Genomic DNA, 18,200 nt, shown 5'->3' with positions numbered 1-18,200 from the left:
GAGGGTCGGGTAATTTATTGCCATGCACACCGTCGCCGTCCTCGCTCTCGACAAGGTGATCCCCTTCGATCTCTCCACTCCGATCGAGGTCTTCACCCGTACGCGTCTTCCGGACGGCCGCCCCGGCTACCAGGTCCGCGTATGCGCCGAGCGGCCCGAGGTCGATGCCGGCGCGTTCGCGCTGCGTGCGCCGTGGGGCCTGGACGGGCTGACGGACGCGGACACCGTGATCGTCCCCGGAACCGCCGACCCGACAGGGCCCCTCCCGCCCGCCGTCCACGACGCGCTGAACGCGGCCGCCGCCAACGGCACCCGTATCGCCTCCATCTGCTCGGGCACCTTCTCGCTGGCCGCCGCCGGACTCCTCGACGGGCTGCGCGCCACCACCCACTGGATCGCGGCCGGCATGCTGGCCGCCGCCTACCCGGACATCGACGTCGACCCGGACGTCCTCTACGTCGACAACGGGCAGATCCTCACCTCCGCCGGAGCCGCCGCCGGACTCGACCTGTGTCTGCATCTGATCCGCCGCGACTACGGCTCCGCCGTCGCCGCCGACGCCGCCCGGCTGTCGGTGATGCCACTCGAACGGGAGGGCGGCCAGGCGCAGTTCATCGTCCAGCCCTACCCGTCCACACCCCGCGGTTCCGCCCTGGAACCCCTGCTCACCTGGCTGCAGGACAATCTGGCCCGCGAACTCACACTGGCCGATATCGCCGTCCGGGCGGATGTGAGCACCCGCACCCTGATACGCCGCTTCCGCGAACAGACCGGCACCACTCCGCTCCAGTGGCTGCACCGCGCCCGGGTGCGCCAGGCCCAGCACCTGCTGGAAACCACCACGCACTCCGTCGAACGCATCGGCGCTCAAGTCGGTTTCGGCTCACCGACGGCCTTCCGTGACCGCTTCAAACGCACCACCGGCGTCAGCCCCCAGACCTACCGGCGCACCTTCCGCTGAGCGCCCTAGCCGACCGCCGCCGGGCGGCCCTCGGCGCGCCCGGGCGTCATCCGTGACCGAACCGATGCCCCCGGCGCGCGTCGCGTCCACGAGCGCCGTGCGTGAGCCATCGAAAGGGCCACCCTGGGAGGTCTCAACTCTCCCTTCCGGAACGGAAGTTCGGATTGTGTCGCACTGATGTCCGTTCGGCGCCCACTCAGGGAGGTGGCGAGGGGTAGCGAAACCTCGAAGTGGCTCCGGACCCCACCCCGGCAACAACTAGCGTGCGTGCTCCGCGAACTGCCACGGCCGATCCGGAGGGCGCCGATGCCTACCGCATTCCCCCAGGGGACCCAGATGTCCCAGGAGGCTCAGAGATCCCCAGGGTCCCAGGGTTCCCCGGGGGCCGCCCCCGTACCCGCCGCCCGGCGGCGGGAGCGTGAGGGCGGACGACACGGCCGGGCCGCGTTCCCCGAGTCGGCCGCCGACTCGGCGATACGGTCCCGTCTGGTCAGGCTCGCCGCCGTCCCCTGCCTCCTCGTCGCCGTCCTCTGCACGGCCGTCGCCGCCTTCGTCGTCCAGGCCGGGGGCGCCCGGATCACCGGCCGCGAGTGGGTGGTGCTGTGCGGCGGGCTCGCCCTGGTCTGCGTCATCGTGCTCACCGCGAGCGCCGCCGCCAATGCCGAGGCCCGCGCCACCGTCGCCCGCTACGCCCGGCTGCGCCAGGTCTGCGCCCGCAGCCAGTCCGACCTGTACGACCTCCTGGACCGCGTACGGCAGGGCGAATGGATCCAGCGCCGCGAGCCCGACCCGGGGCCGGTGCCCCCCGGCGACACCCTCGACCTGCTCGCCCACGAAGTGGCCGCCGCGGGCCGGGCCGCCGAGTCCGCCGTCATCGACGCGGTCGCCATCGCCCGCAGCAACGCCAGCGGCAGCGAACAGAAGGTCGAGGTCTTCGTGAACCTCGCCCGCCGGCTGCAGTCCCTGGTGCACCGTGAGATCGAGCTGCTGGACGAGCTGGAGAACCAGGTCGAGGACCCGGACCTGCTCAAGGGCCTGTTCCACGTCGACCACCTGGCCACCCGCATCCGCCGGCACGCCGAGAACCTCGCCGTCCTCGGCGGCGCCATCTCGCGCCGCCAGTGGAGCCGCCCGGTGTCCCTGACCGAGGTCCTGCGCTCCTCGATCGCCGAGGTCGAGCAGTACCCGAGGATCAAGCTGGTGCCGCCGATCGAGGGCACCCTGCGCGGACATGCCGTCGCCGACGTCATCCACCTGCTCGCCGAACTCGTCGAGAACGCCACGATCTACTCCGCCCCGCAGACCCCGGTCCTGCTGCGTGCCCAACTCGTCACCGCCGGACTCGCGGTCGAGGTCGAGGACCGCGGTCTGGGCATGTCCGCGGACGAGCAGACGCGGATGAACGGACTGCTGGCCGACCCCGAACACATCGATGTCGCCGAGCTGTTGAGCGACGGCCGGATCGGGCTCTTCGTGGTCTCCTCGCTCGCCCGGCGGCACGGCATCGTGGTCCGGCTGCAGAGCAATATCTACGGCGGCGTGCAGGCCGTGCTGATCGTGCCCCAGCAGCTGCTCGGCGCGGAACCGGCCGAGGGGGACACGAACGGGGCGGGTGCGCCGCACACCGGATCACCGGACCCCGGCACGGCGCGCGAGCACGACTTGGGGTACGAGGGCGGATACCCCGGCGACCACGACGCGGACCAGGAGCGTCACGACCGCCATGACCCCGCCCCCGCGGCCACGCGGACCCTCGCCATCCCCGCCCCCGGCCCCGCCCCCGACGACGTGCTCGACAGCTCACCGCGCGGCTACGACGGCCGCACGGACCCGGGCCCGGCCCCCGTCCCCGCGGACACCGATGCCGACCTCGGCGCCACCCGGCGCCGGCTGGTCCGCGCGTCCGGCGCCCACACTCCTGAAGTCCACATGCCCGACGCGCATGCCCACGAGACCCCCGCCCCCGACATCCCGCCGACCGACCGCCCCGCCGACCCCGGCCCGGTCGTGCTGCCGCCCGCGCCGCCCGCCGTGGACAACGGCGCCCGCCCGCGACTGCCCCGGCGGCACAAGCAGACCCATCTCGTTCCCGAACTGCGCGGCGAGCCGATCCTGCCGTCCACGACGCCCCGTACGGGCCCGGAACCCGAGCACGACCCGGGTCTGATGGCGGCCTTCCGGCGCGGCTTCAGCCTCGCCGACGACACCTACGCCGGCGACACCGGCACCACCCCGGCCCAAGGCGGCGACCCCAGCAGCCCGGCCGGCAACGACCTGCTCTACGACCGTGACCACGACGCCCCGATGGCCCGCCCCCGAGGAGACGACCGTAACCATGGTGAGTGATGTGCGTGCGCAGGCGCATTTGCAGCCGCAGGGAGGCCAGCACACCGACCTGTCCTGGCTGCTGACCGGGCTCGTACAGCGGGTGCCGCACGCCCGGAGCGCGCTTCTGCTGTCCTCGGACGGTCTGGTCAAGGCCGCCCATGGTTTCGACCCGGACAGCGCCGACCACATGGCCGCCCTGTCCTCCGGCCTCTACTCCCTCGCCCGCAGCGCCGGTGTGCGCTTCGGGGAGGGCGACGACGTCCTCCAGGTCGTCGTCGAGCTGGAGTCCACCTTCCTGTTCGTCTCCACCGCCGGATCGGGCGCCTGTCTGGCCGTGCTCGCCGGCCGTGAGGCCGATGTGGCGGTGCTGGGCTACGAAATGTCGATGCTGGTCAAGAGCGTCCGGCCGTATCTGTCCACCCCCGCACGCCAGCAGGCGCCCGCGGGCGGTCGTTGACCATGACCGTGCGTCGCCGACGGCGGAAGGGCGGGGAGCCGTGGTACGACGACGCGGCCGGCCGGCTGGTCCGTCCGTACACCATCAGCAACGGCCGGACCCGTCCGACGGCGCACTTCGACCTGCTGACCATGGTGATGGCCACCGGCCGGCGGCCCGTCTCCTGCCAGGGCCCCGATTACGCCCAGGTGCTGGGGCTGTGCGGCGGGCCGGTCTCGGTCGCCGAGATCGCCGCCCACATACGGCTGCCCGCCGTGGTCACCAAAGTGCTCCTCGCCGACCTCGTCGACTGCGGGGCGATCACCGCGCGGGCCCCCGCAGCCGTTTCGGCAGGGCCCGCGTCCCGTACCGACCGTGCCCTGCTGGAGGCGGTGCTGAATGGACTTCGCAAACGACTGTGACCCCCGTGCCCAGGGGGACCCCGCGACCGACCTCTTCCCCACCGCGCTCAAGATCCTGGTGGCGGGCGGCTTCGGGGTCGGCAAGACGACCTTCGTCGGGGCGGTGAGTGAGATCGAGCCGCTCAGCACGGAGGAACTCCTCACCCAGATCAGCGTGGGGACGGACGATCTGTCCGGCGTCGAGGAGAAGAACACCACCACCGTCGCCATGGACTTCGGCCGGATCACGCTCAGCCCGGCGCACATCCTCTACCTCTTCGGGACGCCGGGGCAGCAGCGCTTCTGGTTCATGTGGGACGAGCTGTCCAACGGCGCGCTCGGCGCGGTCATCCTCGCCGACACCCGTCGCCTGGACCAGTGTTTCGCCGCCGTCGACTTCTTCGAGCGGCGCGGCATCCAGTTCATCGTCGCCGTCAACGAGTTCGAGGGTTCCTACCGCTACGACCCGGACGAGGTCCGCAGCGCCATGGACGTCTCCCCGGACATTCCCGTCGTGCTCTGTGACGCCCGCCGGGGCGGCTCGGCCACCCAAGTCCTGGTCTCGCTCGTCCAGCATCTGCTCACCCCCGCCCTCGCCGCGACCCCGGAGCTGCCATGAACCACCCCGCCTCCCGCGTCCCGTACATCTCCTACGACCCGACGCGGCATCTGCTGCTCACCCCGCAGGACGACGAGGCCCCGGCGCGTGTCGCCCGGCTGCGCGCCCTGGGGATCGGTGACTCCCCGCTGCCCGCGTTCGACGAGTTCGCGCGCAAGCTCGCCCGGACCACCCGGGCGCCCTACTCGATGGTCAACTTCATCGACGAGCGGCGGCAGTACTTCGCCGGTCTCTACACGCCCTCCCAGGACCAGGCCGTCGAGCTGGGCCCGGCGCCCGCCAGCGCCCAGCCGGGCCGGGTGATGGACCGGGACCACGGCTACTGCCCGCATGTCATCGTCCGCCGCAAGGCCCTGGTGCTGGAGGACGTCTGCGACTATCCGCGGTTCGCCGGCAACCCCGTCGTCGATGAGATCGGCATCCGCTCCTATCTGGGCGCGCCGCTGATCGACCGTACGGGGACGGCGCTGGGCACCGTCTGTGTCGTGGACCTCGAACCGCGGCCCTGGGGACGGGAGGGGCTGGAGACCATCAAGTCGATGGCCGCCGAACTCGTCGAGCAGATCCACCATATGGAGAAGCAGCAGAGCGACGTGTGATGCGGCCCGAAGGCCGGACCCGACCCGGACCGGACCTGGAATGATCGGACCATGCGTGCGGCCCGGCTCCTCTCCCTCGTCCTCCTGCTGCAGAACCGGGGCAGGCTGACGGCCGGTGAGCTCGCCGAGGAGCTGGGCGTCTCGGTCCGCACCGTGTATCGGGACATCGACGCGCTGAGCGGTGCGGGCATCCCGGTCTACGGGGATGCCGGGCACGGCGGCGGGTACCAGCTGCTCGGCGGCTACCGGACGCGGCTCACCGGGCTGCACGCCGAGGAGGCCGAGTCGCTGTTCCTGGCCGGGCTGCCGGGTGCGGCGGCCGACCTGGGGCTGGGCGAGGTGCTCGCGGCGGCGCAGCTGAAACTCACCGCAGCGCTGCCGCCGCCGCTGCGGGACCGGGCCGGCCGGATCCGTGAGCGGTTCCACCTCGACGCTCTCGGCTGGTACCGGGAACAGGACTCACCGTCCGCCCTCGCGGCGCTCGCCGATGCCGTGTGGAACCAGCGGCGGATCCATGTGCGCTACCGCCGCTGGGCCGAGCCGCAGGAGGTCGAGCGCGCGCTCGACCCCTACGGCCTGGTCCTCAAGGCGGGCGTCTGGTACCTCGTCGCGGCGGTGGACGGCGCGGTGCGGACCTACCGGGTGTCGTCGATCCTCCGCCTGGACGTCGGGGAGGACGGCTTCGAGCGCCCCGACGGCTTCGACCTGGCCGCCCACTGGCAGGACTACCTCACCACCTACGACGCCCGCAGGCTGCGGCTTCAGGCCTCCGTCCGGATCGCTCCGGCGCTGCTGTCCGCACTGCCGGACCGTCTGGACGCGGCACTGGTCCGCGCCGTCGAAGCCTCGGCAGGGCCGCCGGACGCCGAGGGCTGGGTGACGGCGACGGTGCCGCTGGAGTCGGTCGACCTGGCGGTGCCGACGCTGCTGTCGCTGGGCGCGGACATCGAGGTGCTCGCCCCCGAGGAGCTGCGCCGGGGGATCGCGGAGGCGGCGGGCGCCGTGTTCGACCGGTACCGATCGTCGGACGGGTCCGGGCGGGCCGAGGCCGGTGTCCTCAGCAGCAGTCCGGCGGACAGGGTCGCCAGCAGTGCGACGGCGGCGAGGGCCCCGAAGCCGTAGCGCGTGTCACTGTGGTCGGTGACCGTCGCGACCAGGAACATCACCCCGACCGTGGCCGCCAGCCCGCCACCGTTCGCCAGCCCGAAGGCCCTGCCCACCGACGCGTCGTCGGCCGAGGCCATCAGCATGGTGCGGGAGGCGATCCTGGCCTGCCCGAAGAAGAACGCGCCCAGCGGCACCCCGACGAGGTAGCCGGCGATCCCGAACTGACTCTGCAGCACCAGCCCGGCATGGCAGAGCAGAAAGCCCACGACGGCGATGCGAAGGTCCAGATGGCGTCTGCTGACGATCCGGTAGGCACCGGTGGCCGCCAGGAAGCCGAGGCAGCCGAGGGCGTCCACGACGCCGAACGCGGCCGCGCCCAGGTGGAGTTCGCCGATGACGGCGGTGGGCAGCAGCGCGTTGAAGACCGTGACGACCACGCTCCCCTGGGCGTAGAGCAGGATGAAGCGGCGCACCCGCAGCGGCCCGCGCGGCGCTGCCGGGACCGGCGTCTGCTCCCCGGCGGCGGTGGCAGCCGCCGCCGGGTCCGGGCGGCGCCCCACCGCGGCGACGCAGAGCGCCGAGACCATGAAGGTCCCGGCGTTGAGCACCAGCAGCGGCGCGGCGCCGAACGCCTGGACGGACAGTCCGCCGACCGTCGCGGACAGCAGCATCCCCGCCTGGGTCCCCATCTCGTAGCGGGCGTTGAACCGCCGCAGCTGCCCCGCCGGGACCCGTTCCTTGATCAGCGCGGAGCTGGCCGGAAGGAACAGGGCGCTGACGACGGCCAGCCCCAGATTGGCGCCGTAGATCCCGGGCCCCGGGGCACCACCGCAGGCCAGCCACAGTGGCAGCCCGAGGGCCAGCAACGCACTGGTGGCGTCGCAGCCGATCCACAGGGCCCGCCGGTCGAAGCGGTCGGCCAGCCGTCCGAAGAAGGGCGACAGCAGGGCCTGCGGACCGGCGACGGCGATGAAGAGCCAGCCGACGGCCATCATGGTCCGCTGCTCCCTGATCATGAGCAACGCACCGACGATGAGCTGCACGTTGTTCCCGAGGGCGGTGGCGAAGGCAGCGGACACGAGCAGCCGCTCGGCCCGGCGGGGTGGGTGGCTGAGGATCATGGCCCCAGTGTCCGGAGGCTCACTGACATCTTCTGTCAGTGAAATCCATGCCGCTCAGGCGGACTTCCGGCCGCGTTCCCGTACCGCCGCTGCCCCCTCATCTCGGCCGGGCGAACCATGAGTGCCGGTGTGCCGGTCCGGTGCGCTGGCCCGGCACCGTGGGCGTGGTGCCGTCGGTCCGTACCGTGACGGGCGGGTCAGCGGGGGCCATGCCGGGGGCCTCGTCGGGGACCTCGTCCTCCTCGGGCCACTCCGAGGGCTCCAGCCGCAGCAGGTCCGCGAGCCGGCTGGACCAGTCTCCCTGCGCCCGGCCCAGGGCCAGTTCGCCCAGGCGCAGCAGCTGGATGTCGGAGGTGCCGGCCGGCGCGAAGATGTGGTGGGCGTCGCGCAGGAAACGTTCCACCGGACGGTCGGTGAACAGTCCGCACGCGGCATGGATGTCCATCGCGTCGCGCGCCGACTCCAGCGCCGATTCCACATTGACCAGCTTGGCGTTCATCAGCTCCGCGTCGCACGGCAGTCCCTGGTCCAGCAGATGCACCGCGTGGTACGCGGACAGCCGGGCCAGCAGCAGCCGCGACTGGATACGGCCGAGCTTCAGCTTGATGTTGCCCAGGTCGGCCAGTGGTTTGCCGTAGCGCTGGCGCTCCGTGCAGAACCTCGTCGTCTCGTCCAGCACCGCCTGATGGATGCCCAGCGACACGGCGGTGAGATTGGGCCGTCCGTACAGCACGCTGGAGGAGTACGCGACGGACAGCCCGTCGCCCTCGCGGCCCAGCAGATTCGCCGCCGGCACCCGGCAGTTGTCGAAGAACAGCTCACCGAAGCTGAAGCCGTGCAGGCCCATCGCGGGCTGTTGCTCGCCGACCCGGAAGCCGGGGGTGTCGGACTCCACGAGGAACGCCGAGAGGCCCTTGGAGCCCTCACCGGTGCGGACCACGACGCCGTGCAGATCGCCGACATGGCTGTTGCCGACGTAGATCTTCCGGCCGTTGAGGACATAGTCGTCGCCGTCGCGGACCGCGGTGGAGGACATGCCCAGCACATGGCCGCCGGACTCGGGTTCGGTGACCGCGATGGTCGGCAGGCAGTCGCCGGAGGCTATGGCCGGCAGCCAGGTCTTCTTCTGCTCCTCGCTGCCGAAGTGGACGATCTTCGCGACGCCCAGCTGGGACGCCTGCACCATGGCGCCCATCGCGGCACTCACCCGGGAGAGCTCCTCGATGATGAGGGTCTTGGCGACATGGCCGGCGCCCATCCCGCCGTAGGCGCGGTGCACGGTCGCGCCTATCCACCCCTGCCGGGCGATCAGACGAGACAGGTCATGGCAGACGGACCGGTTCGCCTCCATCTCGGCGATCCGGGGGCGGACCTCGCTTTCGGCGAAGTCCCGCACCCGGTGCCGGAGTGCCTCATGTCTCTGGTCCGTGAAATAGCGATGCAAGACGAGCCCCTCCTTCGCGATCTTTCCCGCGCTGGTTGCACCCCGCCTTGGGACGGCACCGGCGGTGCCGTCTGGAGCGAACGTTCCGGAAAGTGATCTTTCGCTTACCCCGTGCAATACCCGTTGGCATACCTACTGCGGGGCGCATAAAACATCAACTGGTGGCATTTAAGCGAAGAGTTGAAGCGCGAAGCAGTCGCGCACCACCCCCCGCGCCGCAACGGCTGTGGCGTGGTCCCGAGGGTCCCGGAACCACGCCACCCCACGCCTCCCCGTCCCGCCGTGACGGGGGTGCGCCGCGTCAGTGCGAGTCGCCGCAGCAGGACTCGCGGCGCTGCTGCCGGCCCACCTCCAGCCAGTCGGTGCCGGCCGTCCGCAGGGCGCGGGTGGCGGGCGCGGGGAAGGACTCGGTCAGCTCCCGCTGCTCGAAAAGCCGGCCGCCGCGCAGCACCGCCGGGGTCCGCACCAGCGCGTCGAAGTCCGTGAACGGATCACCGTCCACGAACGTCATATCGCCGAGCTTGCCGACCTCCAGCGTCCCCAGATCCCGCTCCGCGCCGAACACCCGGGCGGGCAGCGCGGTCGCGGTGCGCAGCGTCCGGCTCACGCTCAGGCCGCCGCGGTGCAACGCCCGCAGGCACAGGTGCAGCCCCAGCCCCACCGGCACCAGCGGCTGGTCGGTACCCAGCGCGACCAGTCCGCCGCCGTCCAGCACCCGCCGGTAGAAGCCGACTTCGGTCGCGATGTCGGCCAGCTGTGCCGGGGTGGGCCGGTGCCCGGCGTTGTCCTTGATGAACGCGGCGTCCCAGGGCGGCATCAGCCGACCCACCCGTACATCGTCGGCCAGTGCCGGATCCTCACCCAGCAGCACGGCCGCCGAGAACGGGGTGGCGAGGAGGTGGAAGCCGGTGCCGGTGTAGATCTCCTCGGCATCCTGGTAGGCGCGCCCGGAACCGGAGACGGCATGGCCGAACTCCAGTCGCTGGGTGGCCTGCAGATGGGTCGTCAGGTCCTGTCCGAGCTGTACTCCCGGGCTGAGCAGATGGCTCCCGGCCCGCACCCCCAGCCGCTGGTGGGCGAAGCGCGCCGCCTCCGCCATCACCCAGCCCGGCGCCCGTACGTAGGTCTTCACGAAGTCCCAGTCCAGGGCCGCGCCGCGCTCCAGGGAGCGGCGCAGTCCCGCGCGGGTGCGGTGTGCCCGCCCCATGCTGTACGCGACCCGGCCGCCGTCCAGCAGCTCCCCGCAGGTCAGCAGCCGCGGCCCGGCGAGCACACCGGCCGCCACGGCCTCCCGGATGCGGGCCTGTTCATAGGAGAAGCCGCCGCAGGAGACCGCGGTGGTGATGCCGTAGGCGAGCTGTGTCGCGGTCTGCCGGCCGCCGTAGGTCGTCTGCCACGGGTGGGTGTGCGCGTCCCACAGGCCGGGCAGCACGGTCCGCCCGGAGGCGTCGATGCGTCGGCCCGCCCCGGACCGGGCCGGGCGGTGCGGTTCCACGGCGGTGATCCGCCCCTCCCGCACCACCACATCGACGTCCTCCCGCACCTCGTCACCGGTGCCGTCCCAGAACCGGCCCGCGTGGACGACGGTGTCCCGGGCGCGCGCGGGGCGCTGTTCCAGGGACAGCGGGACGGTCCGTGCCGCGCCGCCCGACACGCTGATCAGCCGCAGCTTTCCGGCCGAGAGGTACAACAGCGTGCCGGAGTCCCCGGACCACGACGGATGGTCCGCGCTCTCGTCGGTCAGCCGCCGTGGCGCCCCGTCCGGTGTACCGTCGGGCCGCACCGGCAGCACCCACAGCGCGGACTCGGCGATCACCGCCATCCAGCGCCCGTCGGGCGACCACACGGGCCCGGAGTCGTAGCGGTCGGCGATCGAGACATGCTCGGCGACGGGATACAGGCGGTCCTTTCCGGTCTCGGTGTCGACGACCCGGATGAGGTGGTAGCCCTCGCGGAAGCGGCGGTTGAGCCGGTTGCGGTCGCAGTACGCCAGATGGCGCCCGTCCGGTGACCAGCTGGGCCGGCCGGGCAGCCCGCCGGCGCCCAGCGGTGCGGCCAGCACCTTTTCGCTGCCGTCGGACAGCGTCCGCACGACGAGATTCCCCGTCATGTCCAGTGCGGCCAGCCGCCCGCCGTCCGGCGACAGCGCGGGGTGCACCCGGCCGCCGGCGGCCAGCACCGTCTCCGCGCCGGAGGCGAGATCGTGACGGCGCACCGCGAACAGCCCGTCCCGGTCGTCCGTGTAGAGCAGCGACCGTCCGTCGCGGGACCAGCTCGGTGCCAGGACGTACCGGGTGGCGTCGGCCCGGACGATTCTGCGCGGCGTACCGCCTCCCGAAGTGGGCGTGATCCAGAGCGAGTTGAGTGCGGCGAAGGCGACCCTGCGGCCGTCCGGCGACAGCGCGGGCAGATGCACCCCGCGCACCGGGGCAATCGCCGTCCGCTCGAAGCCGTAGTCCTTGACGCGGTAGCGGGGACGGTCCAGCGGCAGCCGCGCGCTGAACGGGAGGTGCTCGGCCCGCGAGGGGGCGTCGGCCGGGACGATCCGGAACTGTCCGCCGACCGTGAGCAGCAGCTCGTCCCGCGAGACCCAGCGCGGCGGTACCGGCTCGACATCACCCTCGACCGCGACCGGCGCACCGTCCACCACCAGCGTGCAGGTGGGGCCCGGATAGTCCGTGGTCCGCAGATAGGCGAGCCGCCCCGCGGGCGACAGGGCAGGCACCATCACCTGCGCGGCGGCCGTCTCGGTGTGCTCGGTGCGCACCGCGCCGTCCCCGTCGGCCGGCACGGACGCGACCGTACGGGAGAGCAGCGCCGCACCCGCCACCCGGCCCCGTACGAACACGATCCGTGAGCCGTCCGGCGACCAGCAGGGGTCGAAGTCCTCCCAGGCACCGTCCTGATGGGGCCCGTCCTGGCCGGGCAGCCCCGTTACCCGGGTCAGCCGCCGGGACGCCACCTCCAGTACCCAGATCCGGTACGGGCTGCCGGCCACCGCGTCGCCGCCCCGCTCCGAGGCGAAGGCGATCCGGGTTCCGTCGGGGGACCAGGCGGGGCCCCGGTCGTCCCACGGGCCGTCGGTCAGCTGCTGGAGCCCGGAGCCGTCGGCGTCGAGCATCCACAGGTGGAAGCCGCCGCCGCGGAAGGCGCAGACGGCGATCCGCTGGCCGTCGGGGGAGTGCACCGGGCGGGTGGGCTCCAGGTCGGGCGGGGTCAGCGCCACCGCGTCGCCACCCGTGCGCGGCATCGACCACAGGACGTTCTGGACCTCGGCGACCAACCGGTCACCGGCCGGTGCGAGGGAGGCCGCGCCATTGGTGGCGGCGGTGAAGGACAAGGTGGTGCCGGTCGCCCGGGCCGCCGCGGGGGCAGCGGTGACGCCGGTCAGTCCGGCCGCGGCGGCGGCCGAGGCGGTGCCCTGGAGGAACCTGCGGCGGGACAGCGGTGAGGGGCGACGGGGGGCATGCTCGGAACGGTCCGTGGTGTCCAACGATCCTCCTGCGAAAGGGGGTTGCCGCACAGGTGCCGGGCAAGAACCGCCCGATCGTGCCACGCCGCCCGGACACCCGGCCACCCCCGCCACGCGCGCCCCATGGCGCACTTCCGCCCGGCGCGGAAGAGTGGGCGGCGACGACTCGTCAGCCACCGCCCCCGGCAGTCAGGAGACGACGCCATGCAGGCCATGCAGCAGGACTTCCACCAGGCTCCGGACGGCGCCCGTATCGCCACCTATACCTGGCTCCCGGAGTCCGGCCACCCGCGTGCCCTCGTCCAGATCGCCCACGGCGCCGCGGAGCACGGCCGGCGCTACGACCGCTTCGCGCGCTTTCTGACCGGCCACGGCTACGCCGTCATCGCCTCCGACCACCGTGGCCACGGCGCCACCGCCGCCTCCACCGGCGGCCGCGGAGTGGTCGGCGAGGACGCCTGGCGGGCGATCGTCAGCGACCTCAAGGGCATCGGCAACCACGCGGCCGCCTCCCACCCCGGCCTCCCGCTGGTGCTGCTGGGCCACAGCATGGGCGCCATGCTGGCCCGCGACTACGCCCAGGAGTACGGCGCCGACCTCGCCGGGCTGATCCTCACCGGCACCTTCCGCACCCTGCCCGGTCTGGATATCGACGGTGCCGTCAGCGAACTGGAGGCGGAGATCGCCGAGCGCGGCCGTGACGCGCTCTCCGCCTTCATCCCGCGCACCTTCCGCTCCTTCAACGACGCCTTCACCCACCGCACCGGCTTCGAATGGCTCTCCCGCGACGCCGCCGAGGTGGATCTCTACGTCGCCGACGAGGACTGCGGCTTCCCCTTCTGTGCCGGTCTCGCCGCCGACTGGGTACGCGCCATCCGCAAGATCAACGACCCGGGGAACCTCGCCCGTATGCCGCGCGGACTGCCCGTCCATGTCGCCGTCGGCGATCTGGACCCCTGCCACCAGCGGATGACCCTGATCCATGAACTCCTGGAGGACTTCCGCTATGTGGGCACCCGCGATCTGACCTGGAAGGCCTATCCGGACGCCCGCCACGAGATCCTCAACGAGACCAACCGCGACGAGGTCCAGGACGATCTGCTGGCCTGGCTCGACAAGCACATCTGAGCCGGCCGCACCTGCGGGGCCCGCCGCCGGCGCCCCGCACCCCGCACCCCGGGCCCCGGTCAGGACCCTGCCGTCAGAAACCCGGCGATCCGCTCGCGCAGACCGCGCGGATCGAGGCCGTGCGCCGCCAGGTGCTCGTCGAGCTGTCCGTAGCGGCGCAGCTCCTGGCGGCCGACGCCGAGCCCCAGCAGCCGGTGCGGCCGGTCCTCCAGCGCCTCGGCCGCCGGGCGCGTCGAGGTCCCCGCGAGATACGGCTCCACGATCACCACGTCCGAGGCGGCGGCCCCGGCCGCGGCGCGCAGTGTGGCGGCGTCGAAGGGCCGCACGGTCGTCGCGTAGAGCACGGTCACCGACAGCCCCTCGGTCGCGGCGAGCACAGGGTCCAGCATCGGGCCGACGGCGATCACCACCCCGTCGCGCCCCTCCCGCACGGTCCGGAAGTGCGCCCCGTCCACCGCCCGGGGCGCGGCGTTGGTCTGTACGGACAGCCGGACGTAGACCTTGTCGTCACCGGCCGCCGCGGCGTGCCGCAGCAGGGCCTCGGCCTCGTCCGGGTGCCCGGGCACATGCACGGTCCAGCCGTCGAGCGTGTCGAGCAGCGCGACATCGCCGGGTGCCATATGGGTGAAGCCGCCGCTCGGCCAGTCGTAGGAGGCCCCGGCGCTCACCAGCACCCCGCCCACGCCCTGGTGGCCGAGGTCCAGCTTCACCTGCTCGAAGGGGCGCTCCACCAGAAAACTGGCGAAGGTGTGCATGATCGGGCGGAGCCCGGTGAGTGCCAGGCCTCCGCCCACGCCGATCAGCAACTGCTCCCGGATGCCGACGTTCACCACCCGGTCCGGATGCTGCTTTTCCGCTTCGGCGAAGCCGGCCGCCCCGATGTCGGCGAGTACGAGCGCCAGCCGCGGGTCCTCCGTCAGCAGCTGCGAGGTGACCGAGGCGAAGCGCTCACGCATGGTGTCCATCACTGAATTCCTCTCGAAGTCCTGGTCATATACGGGGAGACGGGCGGGCCGCTCAGGCGTCCTTGGGCTCGACACGGGCGATCACCGCATGCGGACGGCCCGGGTGCGGCGCGCTGAAGGCCGCGTACAGCGCCTCGTGGTCGCGGCCGTCCACGGTGGCCGCTGACCACCCCGCGGTCTCGAAGCGGGAGGCGATCCCGCCGCGCCACCCATGTGTGGCGGAGGAGTTGTCGATGACCAGGGTGTGCAGCCGGTCCAGGCCCGCGGCGGCCGCGTAGGCCAGGGCCTCGTGATTGCTGCCCTCGTCCAGTTCGGCGTCACCGATCAGCACCCATACGGCCGGTCCCGGCCGGCCCTGCGCCCGCAGACCGAGGGCGGTGCCGACGGCCAGTGGCAGCCCGTGGCCGAGCGACCCGCTGCCGATCTCGGCTCCGGGCACCAGCAGCCGGTCGGGGTGGTGGCCGAGCGGGGAGTCGTACGAGCCGAAGCCCGGCAGCCACTCGGTGGGGAAGAAGCCCTTGGCGGCCAGCACCGCGTAGTAGGCCATCGGGCCATGCCCCTTGGAGAGCAGAAAGCGGTCCCGGTCCAGGTCCGCGGCGGTGCCGGGGGAGACCCGCAGCACCCGGTCGTAGAGGACCCAGAGGGCGTCGAGCGTGGAGGTGGCGGCCGGGCCGTGCTTCTCATCGCCCGTCATCAGGCCCATCAGGGAGGGCAGTTGGGCGAAACCGATGGTGTCGTCGCGCGGGGTGGTCCCCGCCGGGGTTTCTGCCGTCAGGATCGTCGTGAGGTCCGTTGTCGCTTCCGTCGTCAGGTGCGTCATACGACAGAGCCTGCAACCTCAAGCGCGCTTGAGGTCAAGCGTAGGGCTGCGGGGCCGCGGACCGGAAGATCCCCGGGCCCGCGGCCGCCGGGGTCAGACCTGACCCGGATGGAAGACGTCCTGCTCGATGAGGAGCTTGTCGATCCGGGCCTTGTCCACCCGGTTCGTCACCTCCTCGACCTCCTGGCGGTCGCGAATGCACTTCGCCAGCGTGAAGGCCGAGGACACCACGAAGATCAGACCAAGGGCGAGAAACCCGCGCTCCCACGGTCCCACCGGCAGCTTGATGATCCCGATCACCAGCGCCACCAGCGACAGCCCGAAGGAGATCGCGGCCTGCACGAAGAAGGCCGTGGTCGTCGGCCGCTGAATCGATGGAGTAGTCATGCGCGTAGCGTGGCGGCGCGGTGACCCCGGCGCATGAGTACAGGTACTCATCTGGCCCCTCCCGCTCCGCCGCGCGACGGGAAAGTGGCAGCACCCACCCTCTGACATGCGGTATTGTTCTCGTGCGCGGTCAGCCGGGACATCCCGGCCGGATCGGGCACCGGGACGTGGCGCAGCTTGGTAGCGCACTTGACTGGGGGTCAAGGGGTCGCAGGTTCAAATCCTGTCGTCCCGACGGTGCAAGCGCAGGTAGGGGTCATCTTCGGATGGCCCCTACTGTGCGTTCGGGAGCGCTTTGGAAGCGGAGCGGGAGCCGGGTCGAGAGCGCTGAACCACGGTCCGCCGCCCCAGTGCGCGCCGCCGGACACCACGGGGCTGCGCCCGCCGCCGAGTTCGACCGCGGAGTCGGCACAGCCGTGCCAGGACCAGACGGACGGCGCCCCGATCGGTAGCAGGAGTGGGCCTGGCTTGCGCGCTCACCGGGGCCGGTACCGCGGTGATGACAAAAGTCCTTGTTCGCCTGATGGTCGCGGGTTAAGGTCCCGGGGCACTTATCGGGGGATCATGGCAGGCGGGGGATATGACGGACGTTTTTGACGAGCCCACGACGGGTGCGCCTACGCAGGGCGGACCCGCGAAGGGCGTCCGCACGAAGGGCGCGCCCGCGGAGGGGGCGGGCGCGTGGGGGCAGGCCGTCGCGGCCGTGGCGCTGGTGGCGGGGCTCGGTATCGGTCTGTGGGCGTTGCAGGGGATGGAGTCGTCATCGGGACCGGACAGTGCCCCGCCGCCTGCCAGGTGCTCGGGCGGGGAGGCCGAGAAGGAGTCCCGGCGCGTCTCCGGGGCGCAACTGTGCAAGGCGCTGAACCGTCCCGACCTCGCTGACCTGCTGGGCACGCCGGGCCAGGCCGCGAAGACCGCCGGCGGCAGCGGTGACTCCGTCAAGCTCGGCAACGGCAAGGAGATCGCCACTCCGTCCGCCCAGGTCGAGTTCGAGACCTACACCGTCACGCTGTCGGCCACCTACGACGGTCACCCGGTGGCCGGGTCCGCCGCGCTTCTGGGGGACGGCGCGCGGCAGCAAACGGTTCTGGAGCGCCCGGCGGTCGTCTACGCGGACCGCACCATCAGCATCAGATTCCGCCTCGACGGGAGCGACTCCGAAAGCGGTCCCGGCGTCCCGGCCCGCACCGTCACCGTGGCCCGGGACGCGAAGGACAGCGGCGGCTCCTTCGAGGTGTCCCTGTGGCGCGCGGACGGCATGGTGCCGGACGACGCGGTGCTGCTCCGCGTCGCCGAGAAGGTACTGCCGACGGTGCCGGGGTGGGCTGCCGGCGGGTGACTGCCTTGGCAGCGCCTCGGCACGCTTTCATCCCTGTACGCGTGCGGCCTCGTCCCTGATCTTCTTCTTGTGCTTGTCCGTGAGCTGGAGGTATCGCTCGCAGCGGCCGCACTCCACGCACACCAGCACCTTGCTCGGAATGTCCTCCGCCCCCCAATAGCCGAGCTCCACCATGAACTGCCTCTTGATGGCCTTCAGGCAGTAGACCTCTTGTGAACCGCAGGCAGGGCATGTTCCTTGGCGCATGTTCGTCACCGTCATGGCCCGGCAGCCTAGTAGGCGGGCGGAGAGCCGCGACCAACAGGGCGGTAAGGGGGCGGCGTTGGGTGAGCGGCGGGCTCTGGCGACGCCTGGTGCTCCGGGTGGTGGTCGCCCCCCCGTGGGGTGCCCCCGTCGGCATGCTCCGTGTGACGCTCTGTGTGACCTGCGCCCTTCGCCGCTCAACTCCCGGTTAAGTCCGGCGGTCCCTACTGTCCGTAAGTGGACTGGTGCACCGTGTTCCTGCCGTGACAGGATGATGGCCGGGTAACGGAGCCTTAACTGTTCGTTGGGCTCGATCGACGGGGGACGGAAGAGATGAACGTGGGGGGAGACAGCCGGTCCAAGGGGGCGGGCAGCGTGCTCGCGGAACGGCTCAACCACCTCTTCGCGAACATGCATCCGCCGGGGGCCCCGTATACCAACGCCTTTGTGGCCGAGGAGATCAGCGGGGGCGCGGCCGAGTACGGCGGGGTCAAGGTCACCGAGCAGTATCTGTCGATGCTGCGCAACGGCAGGCGTACGAACCCGAGTCCGGAGCTGCTGCGCGCGCTGGCCAAGTTCTTTGCCGTACCTGTCGGTTATCTGCTGGGGGACCTCTCGCAGCCGCAGGCCGCGCGGGTGGAGGAAGAGGTCCGCTTCCTGGCCGCGATGCGGGATCAGCGGGTGCGCGCGATCGCGCTGCGCTCCGTCGGGCTGCCGCCGGAGGTGCAGGACAGTCTGACGACGATCATCTCCCAGTTCCGGCAGCAGATGAATCTGCCGGCCGATCCGCCGGAGCAGGGCGGTGACCGACGCGGTGAGTGAACCGATGC

Annotated in this window: 16 protein-coding genes, 1 tRNA gene and 1 pseudogene; 11 read left to right on the top strand and 7 right to left on the bottom strand. The window is 72.0% G+C overall.

All coding sequences use genetic code 11. The annotated features are described in order from the left end of the window. Window positions 1–22: 22 nt before the first annotated feature. The 7 genes from STRNI_RS06735 to STRNI_RS06705 all read left to right on the top strand — a co-directional run bounded on the left by STRNI_RS06735 (window position 23) and on the right by STRNI_RS06705 (window position 6,466). Window positions 23–961 carry a GlxA family transcriptional regulator gene (locus STRNI_RS06735; protein ID WP_159484993.1) on the top strand — a complete coding sequence of 313 codons (939 nt, stop codon included), beginning with the start codon at window positions 23–25 and terminating at the stop codon, window positions 959–961. A gap of 336 nt (window positions 962–1,297) precedes the next feature. Further along, window positions 1,298–3,307: a sensor histidine kinase gene (locus tag STRNI_RS06730; protein ID WP_277413204.1), complete on the top strand. Its 2,010-nt coding sequence runs from the start codon at window positions 1,298–1,300 to the stop codon at window positions 3,305–3,307. Beyond that, window positions 3,297–3,746, top strand: a complete 450-nt coding sequence (locus STRNI_RS06725; protein ID WP_018088399.1) for a roadblock/LC7 domain-containing protein — start codon at window positions 3,297–3,299, stop codon at window positions 3,744–3,746. The genes STRNI_RS06730 and STRNI_RS06725 overlap by 11 nt, the downstream gene beginning before the upstream one ends. 2 nt (window positions 3,747–3,748) lie before the next feature. Continuing rightward, window positions 3,749–4,147 (top strand): DUF742 domain-containing protein, encoded by a 399-nt coding sequence (locus STRNI_RS06720; RefSeq protein WP_093645536.1) that lies wholly within the window; start codon window positions 3,749–3,751, stop codon window positions 4,145–4,147. Then, window positions 4,125–4,745, top strand: coding sequence for a GTP-binding protein (locus STRNI_RS06715; RefSeq protein ID WP_018088401.1), 621 nt, complete (start codon window positions 4,125–4,127; stop codon window positions 4,743–4,745). Before STRNI_RS06720 ends, STRNI_RS06715 begins: the two co-directional genes overlap by 23 nt. Next, entirely contained in the window at window positions 4,742–5,344 is a 603-nt protein-coding gene (locus STRNI_RS06710) for a GAF domain-containing protein (protein WP_018088402.1), read from the top strand. The genes STRNI_RS06715 and STRNI_RS06710 overlap by 4 nt, the downstream gene beginning before the upstream one ends. Before the next feature lie 51 nt (window positions 5,345–5,395). After that, a complete protein-coding gene (locus STRNI_RS06705; RefSeq protein ID WP_266443881.1) occupies window positions 5,396–6,466 on the top strand; it encodes a helix-turn-helix transcriptional regulator in 1,071 nt (356 codons plus the stop codon). Window positions 6,467–6,546: 80 nt separating this feature from the next. On the opposite strand, the pseudogene STRNI_RS06700 reads toward STRNI_RS06705, so the two are convergent. The 3 genes and pseudogenes from STRNI_RS06700 to STRNI_RS06690 form a co-directional block, all read right to left on the bottom strand. Then, a pseudogene (locus STRNI_RS06700) lies at window positions 6,547–7,572 on the bottom strand (MFS transporter); the annotation flags it as partial. Between the two features lie 97 nt (window positions 7,573–7,669). Continuing rightward, window positions 7,670–9,016 (bottom strand): acyl-CoA dehydrogenase family protein, encoded by a 1,347-nt coding sequence (locus STRNI_RS06695; RefSeq protein ID WP_159484987.1) that lies wholly within the window; start codon window positions 9,014–9,016, stop codon window positions 7,670–7,672. 301 nt (window positions 9,017–9,317) lie between these two features. Next, the gene (locus STRNI_RS06690) at window positions 9,318–12,509 is read right to left on the bottom strand and encodes an amidohydrolase family protein (protein ID WP_277410738.1); all 3,192 of its coding nucleotides are present in this window, start codon (window positions 12,507–12,509) and stop codon (window positions 9,318–9,320) included. A 183-nt stretch (window positions 12,510–12,692) separates the two neighbouring features. On the opposite strand from STRNI_RS06690, the gene STRNI_RS06685 reads away from it, so the two are divergent. Next, window positions 12,693–13,616: an alpha/beta fold hydrolase gene (locus tag STRNI_RS06685; protein ID WP_277410737.1), complete on the top strand. Its 924-nt coding sequence runs from the start codon at window positions 12,693–12,695 to the stop codon at window positions 13,614–13,616. 59 nt (window positions 13,617–13,675) lie between these two features. On the opposite strand, the gene STRNI_RS06680 is transcribed toward STRNI_RS06685, so the two are convergent. The 3 genes from STRNI_RS06680 to STRNI_RS06670 form a co-directional block, all read right to left on the bottom strand. Then, the gene (locus STRNI_RS06680) at window positions 13,676–14,581 is read right to left on the bottom strand and encodes a transketolase family protein (RefSeq protein ID WP_277410736.1); all 906 of its coding nucleotides are present in this window, start codon (window positions 14,579–14,581) and stop codon (window positions 13,676–13,678) included. A gap of 52 nt (window positions 14,582–14,633) precedes the next feature. Continuing rightward, window positions 14,634–15,284 (bottom strand): thiamine pyrophosphate-dependent enzyme, encoded by a 651-nt coding sequence (locus STRNI_RS06675; RefSeq protein WP_159488858.1) that lies wholly within the window; start codon window positions 15,282–15,284, stop codon window positions 14,634–14,636. 210 nt (window positions 15,285–15,494) lie between these two features. Next, on the bottom strand, window positions 15,495–15,788 hold the full coding sequence (locus STRNI_RS06670) for a YiaA/YiaB family inner membrane protein (protein ID WP_026169423.1): 294 nt from the start codon (window positions 15,786–15,788) through the stop codon (window positions 15,495–15,497). 161 nt (window positions 15,789–15,949) lie between these two features. Between STRNI_RS06670 and STRNI_RS06665 the strand changes: the two genes are divergently transcribed. Next, a tRNA-Pro gene (locus STRNI_RS06665) sits at window positions 15,950–16,023 on the top strand. Window positions 16,024–16,368: 345 nt separating this feature from the next. Then, complete coding sequence (locus STRNI_RS06660) at window positions 16,369–17,127, top strand: DUF6215 domain-containing protein (protein ID WP_159484979.1); 759 nt, start codon at window positions 16,369–16,371, stop codon at window positions 17,125–17,127. A 27-nt stretch (window positions 17,128–17,154) separates the two neighbouring features. Here the strand turns inward: STRNI_RS06660 and STRNI_RS06655 are convergent, their stop codons facing one another. Beyond that, entirely contained in the window at window positions 17,155–17,388 is a 234-nt protein-coding gene (locus STRNI_RS06655; RefSeq protein WP_159484977.1) for a hypothetical protein, read from the bottom strand. A gap of 315 nt (window positions 17,389–17,703) precedes the next feature. Between STRNI_RS06655 and STRNI_RS06650 the strand changes: the two genes are divergently transcribed. After that, complete coding sequence (locus tag STRNI_RS06650; RefSeq protein ID WP_018088412.1) at window positions 17,704–18,192, top strand: helix-turn-helix domain-containing protein; 489 nt, start codon at window positions 17,704–17,706, stop codon at window positions 18,190–18,192. The last annotated feature ends 8 nt before the right edge of the window (window positions 18,193–18,200 follow it).

Source organism: Streptomyces nigrescens (assembly GCF_027626975.1).
Taxonomy (GTDB): domain Bacteria; phylum Actinomycetota; class Actinomycetes; order Streptomycetales; family Streptomycetaceae; genus Streptomyces; species Streptomyces nigrescens.
This window is presented reverse-complemented; position numbering and strand designations above follow the sequence as displayed.

Bases quoted from the DNA above. Each gene is read 5' to 3' on its own strand.
- STRNI_RS06705 (WP_266443881.1), top strand. From the start codon at position 5,396: ATGCGTGCGGCCCGGCTCCTCTCCCTCGTCCTCCTGCTGCAGAACCGG.
- STRNI_RS06680 (WP_277410736.1), bottom strand. From the start codon at position 14,581: ATGGACACCATGCGTGAGCGCTTCGCCTCGGTCACCTCGCAGCTGCTG.
- STRNI_RS06670 (WP_026169423.1), bottom strand. From the start codon at position 15,788: ATGACTACTCCATCGATTCAGCGGCCGACGACCACGGCCTTCTTCGTG.
- STRNI_RS06725 (WP_018088399.1), top strand. From the start codon at position 3,297: ATGGTGAGTGATGTGCGTGCGCAGGCGCATTTGCAGCCGCAGGGAGGC.
- STRNI_RS06675 (WP_159488858.1), bottom strand. From the start codon at position 15,284: ATGGGCCTGATGACGGGCGATGAGAAGCACGGCCCGGCCGCCACCTCC.
- STRNI_RS06710 (WP_018088402.1), top strand. From the start codon at position 4,742: ATGAACCACCCCGCCTCCCGCGTCCCGTACATCTCCTACGACCCGACG.
- STRNI_RS06715 (WP_018088401.1), top strand. From the start codon at position 4,125: ATGGACTTCGCAAACGACTGTGACCCCCGTGCCCAGGGGGACCCCGCG.
- STRNI_RS06660 (WP_159484979.1), top strand. From the start codon at position 16,369: ATGACGGACGTTTTTGACGAGCCCACGACGGGTGCGCCTACGCAGGGC.
- STRNI_RS06655 (WP_159484977.1), bottom strand. From the start codon at position 17,388: ATGACGGTGACGAACATGCGCCAAGGAACATGCCCTGCCTGCGGTTCA.
- STRNI_RS06720 (WP_093645536.1), top strand. From the start codon at position 3,749: ATGACCGTGCGTCGCCGACGGCGGAAGGGCGGGGAGCCGTGGTACGAC.
- STRNI_RS06730 (WP_277413204.1), top strand. From the start codon at position 1,298: ATGTCCCAGGAGGCTCAGAGATCCCCAGGGTCCCAGGGTTCCCCGGGG.
- STRNI_RS06685 (WP_277410737.1), top strand. From the start codon at position 12,693: ATGCAGGCCATGCAGCAGGACTTCCACCAGGCTCCGGACGGCGCCCGT.
- STRNI_RS06735 (WP_159484993.1), top strand. From the start codon at position 23: ATGCACACCGTCGCCGTCCTCGCTCTCGACAAGGTGATCCCCTTCGAT.
- STRNI_RS06650 (WP_018088412.1), top strand. From the start codon at position 17,704: ATGAACGTGGGGGGAGACAGCCGGTCCAAGGGGGCGGGCAGCGTGCTC.